15 protein-coding genes, 1 pseudogene and 1 other annotated feature are annotated in these 20,253 nt (G+C 37.3%); all 16 genes and pseudogenes read right to left on the minus strand.

Annotated features, from left to right (window positions below; genetic code table 11):
* Nucleotides 1-318 precede the first annotated feature (318 nt).
* The 16 genes and pseudogenes from ACFOZZ_RS10865 to rplK all read right to left on the minus strand — a co-directional run bounded on the left by ACFOZZ_RS10865 (nt 319) and on the right by rplK (nt 20,069).
* Nucleotides 319-627: a PTS lactose/cellobiose transporter subunit IIA gene (locus ACFOZZ_RS10865; protein ID WP_006505715.1), complete on the minus strand. Its 309-nt coding sequence runs from the start codon at nt 625-627 to the stop codon at nt 319-321.
* A 123-nt stretch (nt 628-750) separates the two neighbouring features.
* Nucleotides 751-1,548 carry a Cof-type HAD-IIB family hydrolase gene (locus tag ACFOZZ_RS10870; protein ID WP_278780836.1) on the minus strand — a complete coding sequence of 266 codons (798 nt, stop codon included), beginning with the start codon at nt 1,546-1,548 and terminating at the stop codon, nt 751-753.
* A gap of 127 nt (nt 1,549-1,675) precedes the next feature.
* Nucleotides 1,676-4,057 (minus strand): YhgE/Pip family protein, encoded by a 2,382-nt coding sequence (locus tag ACFOZZ_RS10875; protein WP_376815241.1) that lies wholly within the window; start codon nt 4,055-4,057, stop codon nt 1,676-1,678.
* 183 nt (nt 4,058-4,240) lie between these two features.
* Nucleotides 4,241-5,425, minus strand: a complete 1,185-nt coding sequence (gene tuf, locus ACFOZZ_RS10880; protein WP_055234642.1) for an elongation factor Tu — start codon at nt 5,423-5,425, stop codon at nt 4,241-4,243.
* An 89-nt stretch (nt 5,426-5,514) separates the two neighbouring features.
* Entirely contained in the window at nt 5,515-7,587 is a 2,073-nt protein-coding gene (fusA, locus tag ACFOZZ_RS10885) for an elongation factor G (protein WP_278780834.1), read from the minus strand.
* A gap of 51 nt (nt 7,588-7,638) precedes the next feature.
* The gene (gene rpsG, locus ACFOZZ_RS10890) at nt 7,639-8,109 is read right to left on the minus strand and encodes a 30S ribosomal protein S7 (RefSeq protein WP_006505720.1); all 471 of its coding nucleotides are present in this window, start codon (nt 8,107-8,109) and stop codon (nt 7,639-7,641) included.
* A 39-nt stretch (nt 8,110-8,148) separates the two neighbouring features.
* Complete coding sequence (gene rpsL, locus ACFOZZ_RS10895) at nt 8,149-8,562, minus strand: 30S ribosomal protein S12 (RefSeq protein ID WP_055234638.1); 414 nt, start codon at nt 8,560-8,562, stop codon at nt 8,149-8,151.
* Between the two features lie 151 nt (nt 8,563-8,713).
* Nucleotides 8,714-9,001 (minus strand): annotated as a pseudogene (locus ACFOZZ_RS10900) (SDR family oxidoreductase); the annotation flags it as partial.
* A 189-nt stretch (nt 9,002-9,190) separates the two neighbouring features.
* Entirely contained in the window at nt 9,191-9,403 is a 213-nt protein-coding gene (locus tag ACFOZZ_RS10905; RefSeq protein WP_278780833.1) for a hypothetical protein, read from the minus strand.
* A 77-nt stretch (nt 9,404-9,480) separates the two neighbouring features.
* Complete coding sequence (gene rpoC / locus ACFOZZ_RS10910) at nt 9,481-13,194, minus strand: DNA-directed RNA polymerase subunit beta' (RefSeq protein ID WP_055289847.1); 3,714 nt, start codon at nt 13,192-13,194, stop codon at nt 9,481-9,483.
* Nucleotides 13,194-16,964, minus strand: coding sequence for a DNA-directed RNA polymerase subunit beta (rpoB, locus tag ACFOZZ_RS10915; protein ID WP_055289849.1), 3,771 nt, complete (start codon nt 16,962-16,964; stop codon nt 13,194-13,196). The genes rpoC and rpoB overlap by 1 nt, the downstream gene beginning before the upstream one ends.
* A gap of 155 nt (nt 16,965-17,119) precedes the next feature.
* Complete coding sequence (locus ACFOZZ_RS10920; protein WP_055234442.1) at nt 17,120-17,707, minus strand: class I SAM-dependent methyltransferase; 588 nt, start codon at nt 17,705-17,707, stop codon at nt 17,120-17,122.
* A 61-nt stretch (nt 17,708-17,768) separates the two neighbouring features.
* Nucleotides 17,769-18,134, minus strand: a complete 366-nt coding sequence (gene rplL, locus ACFOZZ_RS10925) for a 50S ribosomal protein L7/L12 (protein ID WP_006505726.1) — start codon at nt 18,132-18,134, stop codon at nt 17,769-17,771.
* 25 nt (nt 18,135-18,159) lie between these two features.
* Entirely contained in the window at nt 18,160-18,702 is a 543-nt protein-coding gene (gene rplJ / locus ACFOZZ_RS10930) for a 50S ribosomal protein L10 (RefSeq protein ID WP_055234444.1), read from the minus strand.
* A gap of 37 nt (nt 18,703-18,739) precedes the next feature.
* Nucleotides 18,740-18,858 (minus strand) — a sequence feature (ribosomal protein L10 leader region).
* Nucleotides 18,859-18,863: 5 nt separating this feature from the next.
* Nucleotides 18,864-19,544: a 50S ribosomal protein L1 gene (gene rplA / locus ACFOZZ_RS10935; RefSeq protein ID WP_055234445.1), complete on the minus strand. Its 681-nt coding sequence runs from the start codon at nt 19,542-19,544 to the stop codon at nt 18,864-18,866.
* Between the two features lie 81 nt (nt 19,545-19,625).
* Complete coding sequence (gene rplK / locus ACFOZZ_RS10940; protein ID WP_055234449.1) at nt 19,626-20,069, minus strand: 50S ribosomal protein L11; 444 nt, start codon at nt 20,067-20,069, stop codon at nt 19,626-19,628.
* Nucleotides 20,070-20,253 lie beyond the last annotated feature (184 nt).

Raw genomic sequence — 20,253 nt, forward strand, 5'->3', positions numbered from 1 at the left:
CTGTCTCAGCCCGTCTCCCGGACTGCCTGTCTATAATACCTAAAATACTGACACTTGTAAAGTGTTTTTTGAATATTTTTTGATTTTTTTGTTGTATATTGCATTTTAAGCCCTTATACGCTTCATAAAATCAATTAAATTTATTTTTATTCTGATTTCCAAACGGCTTTTATATACCCTCGAACGTACGATATAGATAATTCAAGTATTAACGGTATTCATCCCCCCATCTATATTCTATATCGAAGTGGGTGTTTCTGCCGTTTCTTAAGAAAAAAAGCATCCCATTGAAGGGATGCTGTATTGGTATTTATGAAATTAAGCTAATTTCTTATAAACATCAATAAATTCCTGAGCTAAATCAATAACTACTAATGCACACATTAAGTGATCCTGTGCATGTACCATTAATAAGTTAAGTGGAGTTTTTTCTCCTCTGATTTCAGCCTGAATTAATTCAGTCTGAGCATGATGAGCTTCGTTAACTGTTTCTTTAGCAGTCTGAATTGATTCGTCTGCCTTTTCGATATCTCCTGCTTTTGCATACTGAATAGCTTCAATTGCTGAGCTTCTTGCGCTACCAGCATTAACGATTAAGTTAATGACTGTCTGTTCCTGTTCGTCCATTTTAATTCTCCTTTAACAACAATTCCAGATTTCCTCTGTGCTTCTATTATATCAATTCTTGTAAGCAATTTCAATACCATTTCATAATATAATAGAATTAGTCCACTTCATAATATAACAAAATTAGTCTGAAATATAATTAAAGTGCTTACAAGCGGCTGTAATTCCTTCTTCTTCAATATTCGTTGTAATATACTTTGCGACTGATTTAAGTTCTGGTACTGCATTTCCCATCGCAATGCCTAATCCTGTTTCCTCGATCATTTCGATATCATTACGTCCATCACCAAAAGCGATTGTATCATTGATATCTCTCCCTAATACCTTTATAAATTCCTTAATTCCTACTGCTTTTGATGATCCCTTTAAGGTTAAATCAAAAGAGCGATCACTTTGATGTCTCTGAACATCAAAATAAGGACTTAAAGCTTCTACCATGACTGGAATATCATCTTTTGAATTAACGACAATCATTCCGATATAAGTTTCTATATTCTTATAATCAAACGAATCAATGATAGTTTCTTCTTTCATACCCCAGTTATTCGCAAATGCCTGATGAACAGGATCTTTTGAATCTCTCACATAAATATAATCATTACCTTCAAAATAATAATTGAAATGGTATTTTTCACAAAGATCCATAGTTGCTTTAATCGCTTCTGCAGGAACTACATTCTTATAAACACATTTACCTTTATACTCTACATAAGCACCATTACATGTTACATAACCAGAAAATGGGTATTTCATAACACCATCTACTATAAAACACTTACATCTACCTGTTGATAAGAACACATCATGTCCAGCCTCCTTTAATTTATCTAAAGTGCGGAATGTTTCAGGTGTGATTTCATAAATATCCTGATTACAATCTATTAATGTACCATCTATATCAAAAAAGAATAATTTACTCATCATATAATCTCCTATTCTAGTAAGTACTTCCATTATATCAAATGGATATAAAAATGAAACCAATTAAGAAAAGTCTCACAAAATCCTTATAGAGCATAAAAAAAGATGGGTATTTCTACCCATCTCATTAACATTCTCCATCAAATACTTCTGGAAGGAATACTTTATGTGTTTTACTTCTACGTCTTACAAATAAGTAAGTTAAGATAACAGATACAACAAGTAAACCAACAAAGAATAAGATTTCTGTTACAGGAACTGCAGTAGCGTTGGCAATCACTGATCTAAATCCATTAACACTATATGTAAATGGAACGAATGGATGTAATACTTTATACCAATGTGGTGCAGTTTCAAGTGGATAAGTACCAGCTGAAGCACCAAGGTTGAATACCATGAAGATCAATGCAATGAATTCACCAATACGGCCAAACGCGATTGCAAGGAATGCGATGAATGCCATAAAGGCAAGTGATAATAAGAGCATAAATGTGAGACATAATCCTGGTCTTGCAGGAGTAAATCCGCAGAATCCTTTTAAACTGAAGTATAAGATTAATGCCTGTACAATTGATAATGGAACCATAACTGTTGCTTTCGCAAGTAAGAACTTAACTGGGCTATCAGTTGTAGTCATACCTTTACCAAATGGATACATTAAACTTAATGCCATACATGCAACATATAATGCAACACTCATCATATAAGGAGCCATCGCATGTCCGTTATTTGGCATATTTGTTAATTCTTTCTTTTCTGTATCTACTGGAGAAGACATCTGTCTGTATGTCTTGTTAGTAGATTTGATATTACTCTTCTTAGAAGCATCTTTTAAGCTGCTTGTAAGTGTATTAGTTCCGTCACCGATAGTAGTTAATCCTTCGCCTAATGTTGCAGAACCTGCTGCCAACTGGTTAGATCCAGAACTGATCTTTAATGCGCCTTCAGCTAACTGTGAAGCACCACTATTTAATGTGGCATTGTTTGAAGCAAGTGTGCCTAAACCATTATTAACCTGTTTAACACCACCTGTGTAAGTCTTTAAACCACTCTGTAATGTGTTTAAGCCATTATCAATTTGACTTACTGCACCAACCATACCAACGGAAGTAGAAGTACCCTTCATACTAGCCTGTACAGTCTTTAGGTTAGTTACTAATGAACCAACTGCTGTGTTATTGGCAGTTGCTAACTGCTGTGAACTTGCTAATAACTGCTGAGTTTTAGCATTGGCTGCAGTCTGATTCTTTAATACAGCTGCATTACCATTTAACAATGTAGATAACTGTTTTAAATCATCTGTATTGATACTAGATGATAACTGAGATGCAACCTGCTGTAATGTAGCAGCCTGAGTTGCATGACTTGTAGCCTTCAATATTAATTCTTGAGCGGCCTGTGGCTGGGTTGCCTGTAATTGTTCAGCCTGTTTCTTTTCCGCTGCAGCTAACTGATTTAACTGAGCCGCATTGTTATTCATTGTTGAGATAGTAGTAGATAGTGTAGAAATCATACCGTCAACTTTCTTAGCTGCCTGGGCATCATTTTCTACTAAGTTATTACTATCAATAGCACCCTGGATCTGAGTTAATGCTGCAGATAACTGTTTAGAACTTTCTGCTATCTGTTTATTGCTAGAAGTTAAAGTATTTAACTGACCAGCACTTGCATTAATTCCATCACCTAACTGCTTTTCAGCTGCCTGAACAGCGCTTAATAATTGTGAACTACCAGCTTTTAACTGAGCAGCACCATTGTTTAAAGTGGCACTGTTGTTATCTAACTGCTGTGCACCAGCTTTCGCTGTAGAGACACCTTTAGTATAAGCACTTAATCCCTTCACTAAAGAATCAGCACCATCATTGAATACTAATGCACTTGAAGCAAGTGTATTCAAATTTTCTGTAATAGTTGCATTACCATCTTTCGCCGTATTGACACCATCACTTAATTTCTGTGATCCATCTGCGGCTGTTTTAAATCCTTTGCTTAATGTTTTTACATTCTTGAATAAGATCTTAGAGTAAGTCTTAGTCACTGTTGATGAAATTTCAGTTTTTACTTTAGCCATTGCTGAATCATCCATCTTAGTTGCAATGTAGTTTGTCTGTGGATTTGTTGTATATGTGAGCATCATTGTCTGTGGATCATCATCCAATAATGTCGTCGCATTTTTAGAGAAGTTTTCAGGAATAGTAATTACCATGTAATACTTTCCATCTTTTAAACCTTTCTGTGCTTTACTAGAAGAAACAATATTGAAATCCATTGAATCATTCTTCGCAAGTTTATCACTTAACTGTTTACCAATATCCATAGTAGAATCATTATATTCAACTTCTTTATCGTTATTAACAACGGCTACTGGAAGCTGATCTGTTTTACCATATGGATCCCACATAGAACCTAAGAAAACACAAGCATAAATCATTGGAATGATCATAATTGCACAAAGTACGATTTTAAGCCAAGTACTTTTCGCAATGTTTTTCCATTCTGCTTTAATCATATTATCCTTTCCTTTCTGTCATCTACCTAATGACTAGTAGTCATTTTAGTTGACCGTTAGTCATTTATCAATTTACAAATGAAGTGATTTGATAAAAAAGCACAATGTAAGCGCATATCATTTCTAATAAAATAATAAAAAAAAAAGACTGCTGACATAAGTCAACAGTCTAATGAACTAAAATTATTCAATGATTTCAGTTACGTTACCAGCACCTACAGTACGTCCACCTTCACGGATAGAGAACTTAGTACCGTTTTCGATAGCGATTGGGTGAATTAATTCTACAGTGAATTCTACGTTATCGCCTGGCATAACCATTTCAGTTCCTTCTGGTAATTCGATAACACCAGTGATATCAGTAGTTCTGAAATAGAACTGTGGTCTATAGTTACCGAAGAATGGAGTATGACGTCCACCTTCATCCTTAGTTAATACATAAACATGAGCGTTGAATTTCTTATGTGGATGTACTGAACCAGGTTTAGCTAATACCTGACCTCTTTCAATCTGGTCTCTGTTGATACCTCTTAAAAGAACACCAATGTTATCACCAGCTAAAGCGTAGTCAAGTAACTTTCTGAACATTTCGATACCTGTAGCAACAGTCTTCTGAGTTTCATGGATACCAATGATTTCAAGTTCATCGTTAAGGTTTAACTGACCACGTTCAACTCTACCAGTAGCAACTGTTCCACGACCAGTGATTGTGAATACGTCTTCAACTGGCATTAAGAATGGCTTATCAGTTTCACGAGCTGGATCTGGGATATAAGAATCCATAGTATCTAATAATTCATGGATTGCAGGAGTCCACTGTGGATCACCTTCAAGAGCCTTTAATGCAGAACCACGGATGATTGGAGTGTCATCTCCTGGATAGTCGTACTCAGATAATAAATCACGAACTTCCATTTCTACTAAGTCGATTAATTCTTCGTCATCAACCATATCGCACTTATTTAAGAATACGATGATGTATGGAACACCAACCTGACGAGATAATAAGATATGTTCTCTTGTCTGTGGCATAGGTCCATCAGTTGCAGCTACTACTAAGATAGCACCATCCATCTGAGCAGCACCAGTGATCATGTTCTTGATGTAGTCAGCATGGCCTGGACAGTCAACGTGTGCATAGTGACGATGAGTAGTTTCATATTCAACGTGTGCAGTGTTGATTGTGATACCACGTTCTTTTTCTTCTGGAGCAGCATCGATTGCAGCATAGTCCATAGCTTTAGCCTGACCTTCACTAGCTAATACAGTAGTGATAGCAGCTGTTAAAGTAGTTTTACCATGGTCAACGTGACCGATAGTACCAATATTTACGTGAGTTTTCTCACGGTTAAATTTTTCCTTAGCCATTTAAGGTTATCCTCCTATATAATTCTAAAATTTTACATAACTATTTTAATAGATTTTATTGATAATTGCAATAAAAATCATAGTTATTCTTATTTTCCGCCGTTCTTTTTAATGATTTCTTCCTTGATTGATTTAGGAACAGGTTCATAACGGTCGAACTGCATTGTATAGTTACCACGACCCTGTGTGAATGATCTTAAGTCTGTTGCATAACCGAACATTTCAGCTAGAGGTACAGAAGCTTCAACCATTACAGCGTTACCTCTTTCTTCCTGACCATCGATCATACCACGTCTAGATGAAATATCACCCATAACGCTTCCTAAGTATTCAGAAGGTGCAGTTACTTCTACCTTCATGATTGGTTCAAGGATTACTGGAGCACACTTCTTACCAGCAGCTTTTAATGCCATAGAAGCAGCTACCTTATATGCCATTTCTGATGAATCGACATCATGGTAAGAACCATCGAATAATGTAGCCTTGACGTCAAGTACTGGGTAACCAGCGATCATACCAGTTTCTAAAGCGTCTTCAAGACCAACTTTTACAGAACCGATATATTCTCTTGGAACTGATCCACCAACAACAGCGTCAACGAATTCAAATCCTTTACCTTCATTTGGTTCGAACTTGATCCAAACGTGACCGTACTGACCACGACCACCAGACTGTTTAATGTATTTACCTTCACATTCAGCAGCCTGAGTAATAGTTTCTCTATAAGCAACCTGAGGAGCACCAACGTTTGCTTCTACATGGAATTCTCTCTTTAATCTGTCAACGATGACATCAAGGTGTAATTCACCCATACCAGCGATGATAGTATCACCAGTTTCAGGGTTTGTAGATGTTCTGAATGTTGGGTCTTCTTCAGCTAATTTAACTAATGCTTCACCAAGTTTGTTCTGGTCAGCTTTTGTCTTAGGTTCAATTGCTAATTCGATAACTGGTTCTGGGAATTCCATCTTTTCAAGGATAACGAAATCGTTTTCCGCACAAAGAGTATCACCAGTTGTAGTGTTCTTGAAACCTACTGCAGCAGCGATATCACCGGCATAAACTTCTTCAATTTCTTTACGTGTATTAGCATGCATTAATAAGATACGACCAAGTCTTTCCTTCTTATCTTTTGTTGAGTTCAATACATATGAACCAGCAGTTGCAGTACCAGAGTATACACGGAAGAAAGTTAACTTACCTACGAATGGGTCAGTCATAACTTTGAATGCTAAAGCTGAGAATGGTTCTTCATCAGATGCATGACGTTCAACTTCGTTACCATCAGCATCAACACCCTTGATTGCAGGGATGTCAGTTGGAGCTGGTAAATAGTCAACTACAGCATCAAGCATTGGCTGTACACCCTTATCTTTGTAAGCAGAACCACAAAGAACTGGGAATAATTCTACAGCGATTGTACCCTTACGGATAGCAGCTTTAACATCTTCGATTGCAGGTTCTTCACCTTCAAGAATCTGCATCATTAAATCATCATCAAATGAAGCAGCAGCTTCTAATAAATTCTGATGATATTCTTCAGCCTGATCAACATATTCAGCTGGGATTTCTTTTTCGACTACATCGATACCTTCAACACCATCAAAATAGATAGCTTTCATCTTTAATAAGTCGATAACACCTTCGAATGTATCTTCAGCACCGATAGGTAACTGTAATGCAACGGCATTAGCACCTAATCTTGAATTTAATGAGTTAAGTGACATGATGAAATCAGCACCAGTAGCGTCCATCTTGTTTGAGAAAACAATTCTTGGTACGCCATAAGTAGTAGCCTGTCTCCAAACTGTTTCAGTCTGAGGTTCTACACCTGCTTTAGAGTCAAGTACTGTAACGGCACCATCAAGTACACGTAATGAACGTTCAACTTCTACAGTGAAGTCTACGTGGCCTGGTGTATCGATGATGTTAATACGATATCCTTTCCAGTGAGCTGTAGTAGCAGCAGAAGTGATAGTGATACCACGTTCTTTTTCCTGTACCATCCAGTCCATCTGAGATCCACCGTCATGAGTTTCACCAATTTTATGGATTTTACCTGTATAGTAAAGAACACGTTCAGTAGTAGTAGTTTTACCAGCATCGATGTGAGCCATGATACCGATATTACGTGTTTTTTCTAATGGAAATTCACGAGCCATAATTTTCTCCTTTCAAATACATTTTCTTTTAATTTATATGTAATAAAGATATTACCAACGGAAATGTGCGAAAGCTTTGTTAGCTTCTGCCATTTTATGAGTATCTTCTTTCTTCTTAACAGCAGCACCTGTACCGTTAGAAGCATCGATAATTTCGTTAGCTAAACGATCAACCATTGTATTTTCGTTTCTCAAACGAGAATAGTTAGTTAACCATCTTAAACCTAAAGTCATTCTTCTTTCAGGTGTTACTTCAACTGGTACCTGGTAGTTAGCACCACCAACACGTCTTACCTTTAATTCAAGTACTGGCATGATGTTGTTGATAGCTGCGTCGAATACTTCCATAGCTGGCTTTCCAGTCTTTTCTTCAACTTTTTTGAATGCTTCATATAAGATGTTCTGAGCAACACCTTTTTTACCATCTAACATGATGTTGTTAATAAGCTTAGTGATTGTTTTACTATTGTAAATTGGATCAGGTAAAACATCTCTTTTAGCAATACGTCCTTTTCTAGACATCGGCAAATTCTCCTCTCTCTATTTTATTAATTTAACAATTTATTTCTTAGGCTTTTTAGCTCCGTATAATGAGCGGCTCTGCATACGATCTTTAACACCAGCACAGTCCATAGTACCACGGATAATATGGTAACGAACCCCTGGTAAGTCCTTAACACGACCACCACGAATTAATACAACAGAGTGTTCCTGTAGGTTATGACCGATACCAGGAATGTAAGCTGTAACTTCTAATCCATTTGATAATCTAACACGGGCATACTTACGTAAAGCTGAGTTAGGCTTCTTTGGTGTCATTGTAGCAACACGGGTACAAACGCCACGCTTCTGAGGTGAATTATCATTAGTTGGTTTTTTAGCTAATGAGTTGAAACCTCTATTTAAAGCTGGAGACTTTCCCTTTTTAGTCTTTTCGCTACGTCCTTTTCTTACTAATTGGTTAATTGTAGGCATGATTTTCTCCTTTCTAATTCTAACACACAACTCCGGGTGTTTCACAAATTTGTTTTTATATATGTGCCCTCAACGGACACCTTTGTCAGTATATGACAAATAAAAGTCCTCGTCAACAACTTTTTTTAATTTTTTTATATATTTGGGATATTTATTTATCAAAATACCAGCCCGTATCTTCATGATAAATCATCTGTTTGGTCATTCTTCCATCAATACAGATATTTTCACCGTTGATAAATGATGCTTGAAATGAACATAGAAATAGAACCATAGATGATATGTCCTGGGGATTTACTACTCTTCTAGATGAATGTTGATATGCATCAGGACCGATGTATGTATTACCACGAGTATCAATCCATCCTGGTGAAATAGAATTAACTTTTCCATGACCTCTTAGACTCATCATGAGAGCGTGTGTAAAGGCCTTTATGACTCCTTTTGCAGCAGTTTAACTTTCTGTATTAGCTTGACTCATACGGTCTCTAGAAGACGAAAAATTAACAATAACTGCATCTTTATTAAAATGAGTCCTTGAATAGCTTTGTAAGATAGAATGGAGCAGTGACTCCAACAGATAAATCGTATTGAAACTCTGCATAACTACATTCATCAATACCTTTCATTATAGGTAAAGCATTATTAATGAGATAATCAATATGGCTATGCATCCTAACACATAAGAACTAAATGCTTCTAATGTTTCTTTATTGCCTATATCCCCCACAAAATAAGTACCCGTTGTCTTGTCGATTACTTCAATGACTGCTCCTTCTTTTCTAAAATCCTCTACTATGGCTTGTCCTATAACATGAGCCCCACCAGTAACAACTACCACCTTGTTTTTAAATTTCCTAACGTTTCTCCTTATATATGAAAACACTATGGACACAGGTCCATAGTGTTTCTTATAAATTAAGCGTCATGATGAGAAGTTACAAATTCTTCTTCTTCATCAAACATTGCAGAGTCAGGCGTGAAGTTTTCAGCTTCTTCTCTTGATTTTTCAAGTTCAGCCTGCTGAAGAGCTTCTTCTTCCTCTTTCTTGATTGTTTCTTCAGATTTTAAAGGTCCTCTTAAGCCAGTACCTGCTGGTAATAGCTTACCGATAATAACATTTTCCTTTAGACCCTTAAGTTTATCTACTTTACCTCTGATTGCAGCATCAGTAAGAATTCTCGTAGTTTCCTGGAATGATGCAGCTGATAACCATGAATCTGTTTCTAATGAAGCCTTAGTGATACCAAGTAAGATTGGTCTACCAACAGCTGGACGTTTACCCTCCTTAAGAACCTGTCTATTTAATTCAGTGAAGTTCTTAACTGAAACATGTGATCCAGGTAATGCAGCTGTATCGCCGCCTTCTACAATCTTCATTCTTCTCATCATCTGCTGAATGATGATTTCGATATGCTTATCAGAAATTTCGATACCCTGTAATCTATATACCTGCTGTACTTCTTTTAAGATATATTTTTCTACTGCTTCTGCAGATGCAACAGATAATAATTCTTTTGGAGAGATAGAACCTTCTGTGATCTTATCACCTGGTTCAACAATATCTCCTTCTGAAACAGCTACTTTTGCACCAATTGGTGTTAAGTAAGTCTTAGTTTCAAGATCATTTGCGACAGTAACTTCTGAACGCTGGTTGTTATGATCACCCTGTGTAGTAATTGATGAAACGTGTCCATTGATTTCAGAAATAATTGATTTAGCCTTTGGAACACGTGCTTCAAACAATTCCTGGATACGAGGAAGACCCTGAGTGATATCGGCGTCACCGGCAACACCACCCATGTGGAATGTACGCATTGTAAGCTGAGTACCTGGTTCACCGATTGACTGTGCAGCCATGATACCGATTGTTTCACCAAGTAATACTTCCTGACCAGTTGCTAAGTTTAGACCATAACACTTACGGCAGATACCTGTCTTAGATTTACATCCGAAGATGTTTCTAATTTCAACTGTCTTGATACCAGCATCAGCAACAGCTTTTGCTGATTTTTCAGTCATTAATTCATTTGCGTGGACAATGATTTCACCAGTTGCTGGATCACAAATATCCTTTAATGAAGTACGACCAACAAGTCTATCAACTAATGGTACGATGACGTTACCATCAGCTGTATTAATTAATTCAGATACTTCGAATCCCTTATCAGTATGACAATCGTCTTCTGTGATAATAACTTCCTGTGCTACATCGACAAGACGTCTTGTTAAGTAACCTGAATCGGCAGTCTTTAAGGCTGTATCTGTAGAACCTTTACGAGCACCATGTGTAGAAATGAAGAATTCTGATGCAGTTAAACCTTCACGAAGGGCAGACTTGATAGGAAGTTCGATAGTTTCACCCTTAGGGTTACTCATCAATCCACGCATACCTACAAGCTGAGTGAAGTTAGAGATGTTACCACGGGCACCTGAATCTGACATGATGAAGATTGGGTTATCACGGTCAGCTTCGAATTCTTCTTTAACGATACCAGTAACTTTTTCTTTAACGTCATTCCATAATTTGATTACGGCTGTATAACGTTCATGTTCTGTTAATTTACCTTTGTTGTATAACTTCTTAATTACTTCAAGATGTTCATCAGCATCATCGAATAAATGATATTTATCCTGAGGAATCTGAATATCATAAGCAGATACTGTAATACCAGCGATAGTTGAATAATAGAATCCCTGGTTCTTTAGTCTATCAAGCATGACATGGATTTCATCAATTGGACAAATCTTGAAGTATTCATCGATGATGGCTCCAAGAGTCTTCTTAGTGAACTGCTTAATTAAAGGCTGAGCTTTGATATGAGCCTTGATATCTGTACCATAAGGTAAGAAGTACTTCATTGGAGTAGCCTTTAAGCTTGCCTTATCTGGGTCATTTAAGTATGGGAATTCACCTTCAAAAATCTGGTTGAAGATGATCTTACCAACTGTAGTGACTAAATACATGTTATTCTGTTCTTCAGTGAATGTCTTATTCTTTAAAGCAGCAGCACGAATCGCAATTCTTGTATGTAAGTTAACAGTCTTATTGTAGTAAGCCATTAATACTTCGTTCACATCTGCGAATACTGTACCTTCACCAATCTGATCTGCTTTTTCTGTTGTTAAATAATAGTTACCAAGCACCATGTCCTGTGACGGAGTAACGATAGGTTTACCATCTTTTGGACCAAGGATATTTCTAGAACCAAGCATTAACTGTCTTGCTTCCTGAATTGCTTCTTCACCTAGTGGTGCATGGATGGCCATCTGGTCACCATCGAAGTCGGCATTGAACGCTGGACAAGCTAATGGATGAAGACGGATTGCACGACCTTCTACTAGTTTAGGTTCGAAAGCCTGGATACCTAATCTATGTAATGTAGGGGCACGGTTAAGTAATACTGGATGATGTTTGATAACATCTTCAACGATTGGCCAGATCTTATCATCCATCTTATCAATCATACGTTCAGCAGCTTTGATATTAGTTGCTAATTCGTTTCTTACTAATCCAGAGATAACGAATGGCTTGAATAAGTTAACAGCCATTTCTCTTGGAATACCACACTGGTACATTTTTAATGTAGGTCCTACGGCGATAACTGAACGTCCAGAGTAGTCTACACGCTTACCAAGTAAGTTCTGTCTGAAACGTCCCTGCTTACCTTTAAGTGTGTGTGAAAGAGATTTTAATGCTCTTCCTCCAGCTCCTGTAATAGGTTTAGAACGTCTACCATTATCGATTAAAGCATCTACAGATTCCTGAAGCATACGCTTTTCGTTCTGTACGATGATGCTAGGTGTACCTAATTCTAATAATTTCTTTAAACGGTTGTTACGAGTGATAACACGTCTATATAAGTCGTTTAAGTCACTTGTCGCAAAACGACCACCGTCAAGCTGAAGCATTGGTCTTAAATCAGGTGGAATAACTGGAAGAACATCCATAATCATCCATTCTGGCTGGTTATTAGAGCTTCTGAATGCATCAATTGCTTCAAGTCTCTTTAATAACTTCTGTCTCTTCTGACCCTGAGCTTCTTTTAACTGATTTTCTACATCTTCAAGTTCAGCATCTAAGTCAACCTTCTGTAATAATACTTTGATTGCTTCTGCACCAATCTTAGCCTGGAACTGACCACCGAACTTTTCAACACAGCTACGATAATCTCTTTCAGATAATACCTGCTTGTATTCAAGTGGTGTAGAACCTTTATCAGTAACAACATAAGATACGAAGTAGATGATTTCTTCTAACTGTTTAGGAGACATATCAAGGATGAGTCCCATACGAGATGGAACGCCCTTTAAATACCAGATATGTGCAACTGGAGTTGCTAATTCGATATGACCCATTCTTTCTCTTCTTACTGAAGAACGAGTAACTTCGACACCACAACGGTCGCAGACAACACCTTTATATCTTACTTTCTTATATTTACCACAAGCACATTCCCAGTCCTTTGTTGGACCAAAGATTCTTTCACAAAATAAACCGTCTTTTTCAGGCTTCTGTGAACGATAGTTGATTGTTTCAGGTTTTTTGACTTCGCCATATGACCATTCACGAATCTTCTCAGGAGAGGCTAAACCGATCTGAATTGCTGAAAAATTATTATTCTCTGCCATTATTCTTCCTCCTCACCGCTTTTTCCAAATAATCCTTCGATAATATCATCGACTGATTCTGGAGCTTCATCATCATCGAAGCTGTCTTCTACGATATCATCTTCACCTTCGGCAACGAATTCTTCGCGAGTGTCAACTTCTTCATCTTCTTTTTCATCATTTTCTTCATCTTCTTTTGGCTTCTTAGGCGCATCGAATGAACGAGGGAAACGACGATCTTCATCTTCAATATTACCTACATTGATTTCATTACCTTCATCATCTAATAGACGAATATCTAATGCCAATGCCTGTAATTCTTTCTTTAATACTCTGAATGATTCAGGTAATCCTGGTTCAGGTAACTTCTGTCCCTTAACGATTGCTTCATAAGTCTTAACACGTCCTACAACGTCATCTGACTTAACTGTTAAGATTTCACGCAATGTATATGCTGCACCATAAGCTTCAAGTGCCCATACTTCCATTTCCCCGAATCTCTGACCACCGTTCTGAGCTTTACCACCAAGTGGCTGCTGAGTAACAAGTGAGTAAGGACCAACTGATCTCGCATGTAACTTATCATCAACCATGTGACATAACTTGATCATGTACATGATACCAACTGATACTTCGTTATCGAAATATTCACCAGTTTTACCAGAAATAACTTTCTGTTTACCATTTTCTGGCATACCAGCTTCCTTCATGATATTTTCTAAGTCCTTAGAATTGATACCATCAAAAGCTGGAGTTGCGAAATACTGACCGCCTAACTGTCTAGCAGCATAACCTAAGTGTAATTCTAATACCTGACCGATGTTCATACGAGATGGTACACCTAATGGGTTAAGCATGATATCAAGTGGAGTACCGTCCTGTAAGTGAGGCATATCTTCTGTTGGTAAGATCTTAGAGATGACACCCTTGTTACCGTGTCTACCTGACATCTTATCCCCTTCAGAAATCTTACGCTTCTGAACGATATATACTTTGATGACTTTATTTACACCTGGCTGTAAATCGTCTCTTTCAACTTCCTTATAAGCAAGTGAGTTTGCTTCACCATACTTGTTTTCAGTTTTTCTATCTTTACCTCTACGAGTAAATACTCTGATACGATGAACGATACCAGAACCACCATGTGGTACTCTTAATGAGTTATCTTTAACTTCTCTAGATTTTTCACCAAAGATAGCTAATAATAGTTTTTCTTCTGCAGATAATTCTGCCTGTCCCTTAGGAGTTACTTTACCAACTAAGATGTCACCTTCCTTAACTTCAGCACCAACGCGGATAATACCGTTTTCGTCTAAGTTAGAACGTGCATCTTCACCTACGTTAGGAATATCTCTAGTAATTTCTTCAGGACCTAACTTAGTATCACGACATTCAATTGTATATTCCTGAATGTGGATAGAAGTATAGTAGTCTTCTTTAACAAGCTTTTCATTCATGATGACAGCATCTTCGTAGTTATAACCATTCCATGTCATGAAACCTACAAGAACATTCTGTCCTAAAGCTAGTTCACCCTGTTCCATAGCTGGTCCATCAGCAAGAACCTGACCCTTAAGAACATGATCACCAGCCATAACAATTGGACGATGGTTTATACATGTACCAGCGTTAGATACAGTGAACTTTAATAACTTATATGTCTTTTCGCCGCTTTCACCTTCAACGATGATCTTCTTAGCGTCAACATATTTAACAGTTCCTTCTTCTTTAGCAACAACTGCAGCACCTGAGTCTCTTGCAGCCTGGAACTCCATACCTGTTCCTACATAAGGAGCATGTGGATTTAATAGAGGTACAGCCTGTCTCTGCATGTTACATCCCATGAGGGCACGAGTCGCATCATCGTTTTCCAAGAATGGGATACATGAAGATGCAACTGATACGATCTGTTTAGGCGAGATATCGATGAAATCGATTTCTTCTGGCTTAGCCATAATGTTTTCACCTAAATGACGTGAAATAACCTGTTCATCAATGATACGGTCATTTTCATCAGTCTTAACTTTTGCCTGAGCAATAATATAGTTCTTTTCTTCATCTGCTGTTAAATAACGAATATCATCTTCATCAATAACGCAGTTATTTACTTTACGATATGGAGTTTCAATAAATCCATATTCATTTACTTTTGCATAAGATGCAAGTGTAGAAATCAACCCGATGTTAGGACCTTCTGGTGTTTCGATTGGACAGATTCTACCATAGTGTGATGGATGGACGTCTCGTACTTCATAACCTGCACGGTCTCTTGATAAACCACCAGGACCTAAGGCAGAAAGACGTCTCTTATTTGTTAATTCAGCAAGTGGGTTAATCTGGTCCATGAACTGAGATAACTGTGAACTTGCAAAGAATTCTTTGATGGCAGCAGTTAATGGACGAATGTTTGTTAATGACTGTGGAGTCATAGAATCATCTTCAGCTAAAGACATTCTTTCCTTAACTACTCTTTCCATACGTGATAAACCGATACGGAACTGGTTCTGAACTAATTCCCCAACAGTTCTAACACGTCTATTACCTAAATGGTCGATATCATCTAATAAACCAATGCGGCTCATTAAAGACACTCTGTCTTCAGCTGCTAAGTCCTGAGAATCATAGATATCAACAAGGTTAAGCATATAAGAATATGCAGCAATAAAGTCTGAAATAGTGACAAACTTACTATCTAGTGAAAGATCAGTACCGATTACTCTCATCTTGATAGATTTTGATTCATCTGTATATACATCTAAAACCTGAATAGTGTGGTTAGAATGCATATTTTCATTTGTTTTGATTTCTCTTGTATGTGCACCCGCTTCAAATACTGGCTTTAAGATTTCTAGTTTATCTTTAGTGATCTTAGTACCTTCTGTCATTACAACGTTACCATCAACGTCAACAACATCTTCAGCAAGAACACGATCAGCAATACGATCTAATAAGCTTAATTTCTTACGAAGCTTAAAACGACCTGCTTTTGCTAAATCATAACGCTTTGGATCGAAGAAACGCGCAAATAGTAAAGAGTTAGCACCATCTAAAGTAGCTGGTTCACCCGGTCTCAATTTACTATAAATTTCCATCAACGCATCATCAGTGTTATGTGTTGGATCCTTTTCAAATGTATTGTAGAGGAACTGGTGTTCTCCGAAAACTTCAATAATATCTTCATTTGAAGAAAGTCCTAGAGCACGTAAAAGAATAGTACCTGGAATCTTCTTCTGACGGTCAATACGAACATTTAGAACATCCTTGGCATCATTTTCAAATTCAAGCCAAGTACCACGAGATGGGATAACCTGTCCATTGAAGACAGTCTTACCGATCTTGTCTGTTCCATTACCAAAATAAGCTCCTGGAGAACGAACTAACTGTGAAACGATAACACGTTCTGCACCATTAATAACAAATGTACCTGAATCTGTCATTAATGGGAAATCACCCATAAATACTTCACTTGTCTTGATTTCTCCAGTTTTCTTGTTTACAAGACGTAAAGTAGCACGCAAAGGAGCTGCATAGATTGCATCTCTTTCTTTACTTTCATCTGCATCATATTTAGGCTCATCAAAACGACAGTCAACAAACTCCAATGATAAAGTGTCGTTAAAATTTGTGATAGGATAAATATCCTCAAATACTTCTCTTATACCTTTTTCCTGAAACCACTTAAATGAATCTGTCTGAATTTCGACAAGGTTAGGTAGTTTCAAAGAACCACTAATACGAGAATAATTGCGTCGCTTAATGCGGCTTTCTGCAGTTCTTACATTCTTTTCCAAAATCCGTTCCACTCCTTTTTTAATCTCTATCTGCAAGCTAAAAAGGGTCAAAAATGACCTGCTTTTATACATGAGTAGGCATTTTAGTATACTAGCACAAGGGTACTTTTGTGTCAACCCAAAAAGGGAAATTTATACAATTTCCCTAATTATCATTATTTAATTGATTGAATTATATAATAGCCTTTATTTCGCTTCAATATTTCCGCATTTCCAAAAACTTCTTCCATGCATTTCTTAGCGCTTGGTGCACCCTGCTTCTTTTGAATTACAATCACAAGACGGCCATTCTTATTTAAGTGTGAATAACTTTCTTTAAGAATAGTCGTCACAACATTCTTGCCTGCACGAATTGGCGGATTAGAGATGATCATATCAAAACTCTTCTCTACTTGATCATATGCATTACTTTCATAAACATGCATATCTTCAAGATGATAATCTTCAATTGTATGCTTTGCAAGATCCATTGCACGTCTATTGACATCTACCATATCAAATGTCACATCTGGATAAACCATCTTCAGGCTGATACTTAATGCACCATATCCACATCCAACATCTAGTACAGATTTTACACCTTCTAGATTAACGGTGTCAAGTAGAGTTCTTGAACCGAAATCTACATTATCCTTAGAGAAAACACCACGGTCACTATGAAAATCAATAGAATGTCCTTGAAAATCAAAATGAATCATTGAAGGTCTGCTTTCTATTTCATCATTTGTATAATAGTGTGACATTCTCATTCCTCATAAGAAAAAAGCCCTAAGATAGGGCTTTTATAATTGTGTTTGTATTAAATTACTTTAATTCAACAACAGCACCAGCAGCTTCTAAAGTTTCCTTTAACTTAGCACCTTCTTCAGCTGGTACGTCTTTCTTGATTTCAGATGGAACCTTGTCAACTAAGCCCTTAGCATCAACTAGTCCTAAACCAGTGATTTCTCTAACAGCCTTGATAACTTTAACCTTTGTAGGTCCAACTTCCTTAAGGATTACTGTTACGTTAGCAGCAGGTCCTTCTTCTTCAGCAGCAGCAGCAACTGCAACTGGAGCAGCAGCTGTAACGTCGAATTTTTCTTCGATTGCTTTTACTAATTCATTTAATTCTAAGATTGTAGCTTCTTCTAAGTAAGCTAAGATTTCATCAGTTGTTAACTTTGCCATTTTAATATTCTCCTTTATTTCGATATTAAGCAGCCGCTTCTGCTTCTGCAGGAGCTGCTTCTTCTGCAGATCCTTCTGCTTCTTTGTCAGCTACAGCCTTAACAGCTCTAGCAACTTTTGATACTGGTGCCTTTAAGCAAGCCAATAACATTGATAACATACCTTCTTTGTTTGGTAACTTTGAAAGTTCCATAACTTCTTCTTTGCTCAACAATTTGCCTTCAACGATTCCAGTCTTGATTACAAGAGCTTCGTGATCCTTAGCAAATTTTGCTAGTACTCTAGCTGGAGCAACAGCGTCATCATGACCAAATGCAATAGCGTTTGGACCAGTTAAGAATTCATCTAATTCCTGTTTACCACAAGCTTCTGTAGCACGAAGAGCTAATTTGTTCTTATAAACTTTAAGTTCTACATTTTCAGCTCTTAAAGCACGACGAAGTTCAGTAACTTCATCAACAGTTAAGCCACGGTATTCAGCAACTACTACTGACTGAGCGTTAGTTAGCTTATCAGCGATTTCGTCGATGACTGCCTGTTTAGCGACTAATACTTTTTCGTTAGCCATTGTTACACCTCCATAAAAATTTTATTGCAACAATATACTCGTTATATAAAAACTCCTAGATTACCTAGGAGTTTGTCATTCATACATGACAATATCCCTCGGTAACAAATTGAGACTTGCGTCAGTTACTGTCTACGGTATATTGATTGCGGCATTAATAATTAAGCAGCAACTTTTACTGCTGGACCCATTGTAGATGAAACTACGCAGTTCTTAACGTAAGTTCCCTTAACTACTGAAGGTCTCATTCTTAATAATAAAGCATGGATAGCTTCATAGTTTTCAACTAGCTTAGCGCTGTCGAATGATACACGACCGATTGGAAGATGTACGTTACCATCTTTATCAGTTCTATAATTAACTTTACCGCCTTTAGATTCATTAACTGCTTTAGCAACATCCATAGTTACTGTACCAGTCTTAGGGTTAGGCATTAATCCCTTAGGACCTAAAATACGTCCTAATTTACCAAGCTTAGGCATCTGATCAGGAGTAGCGATCATAACATCGAACTCTAACCATCCCTTAGCGATTTCATCTAAGATATCCTGGCCGCCAACTACGTCAGCACCAGCGTTTTTAGCTTCTTCAGCCTTTGGACCTTCAGCGATAACACAAACTCTCTTTGTTTTACCAGTTCCGTTAGGAAGCACGATAGCTCCACGTAACTGCTGATCTGCATGTCTAGTATCAAGGTTTAACTTGAATACAACATCAACACTTGCATCGAATTTAGCAGTAGTAGTCTTCTTGACTAATTCAATTGCTTCTTCGATTGAGTATAGCTTGCCAGCTTCAATCTGCTTAGCAGCTTCTACATATTTCTTTCCTTTTTTTGACATTTTCTTTCCTCCTTAAGTGGTCTTAACGGATAGACCTCCCACTGTAATGACGGAATTCAACTCCATCAGATTGCTAATTAATTAAGCGTCTAAGCCTTCTACTTTGACACCCATGTTACGTGCTGTTCCAGCAACGATTTTCATTGCTGCTTCTAAATCATTAGCGTTAAGGTCTGGCATTTTGTATTCTGCGATTTCCTTTAACTTATCAGCACTTAGAGTAGCAACAGTCTGCTTTGAATCACTTGCAGCTTTCTTGATACCACAAGCCTTCTTGATCATTTCAGCAGCTGGAGCTGTCTTTAAAACGAAATCAAAGCTCTTGTCTTCATAAACAGTCAAAACTACTGGTACAGTTTCACCATGACGATCTTTAGTCTGATCGTTGAATGCTGTACAGAATTTTGGCATCTGAATTCCTGCACCTGCTAGAGCTGGTCCTGGTTTAGCACCACCTGCTGGGAACTGGATCTTCATAATTCTTACTACTTTTTTACCATTTTTTGCCACGGTACACACCTCCATTAAAATATTGTCCGTGCTGTGGTTCGTTTGGGCCGAAGCCCTCCCACGCATTTGACGCTATGCGTCGATTACCAATTATACATAATACAAAGCAAAAATCAATGCTTTTTTAATTTTTTTCGCTCTTTTTAAGAAAATTGTTGCTTTAGGTTATCTTATTCAGCAAAAATACCGTAACGATATT

It is taken from the genome of Catenibacterium sp. GCM10023432 (genome assembly GCF_042651925.1).
Lineage (GTDB): Bacteria > Bacillota_I > Bacilli_A > Erysipelotrichales > Coprobacillaceae > Catenibacterium > Catenibacterium mitsuoka.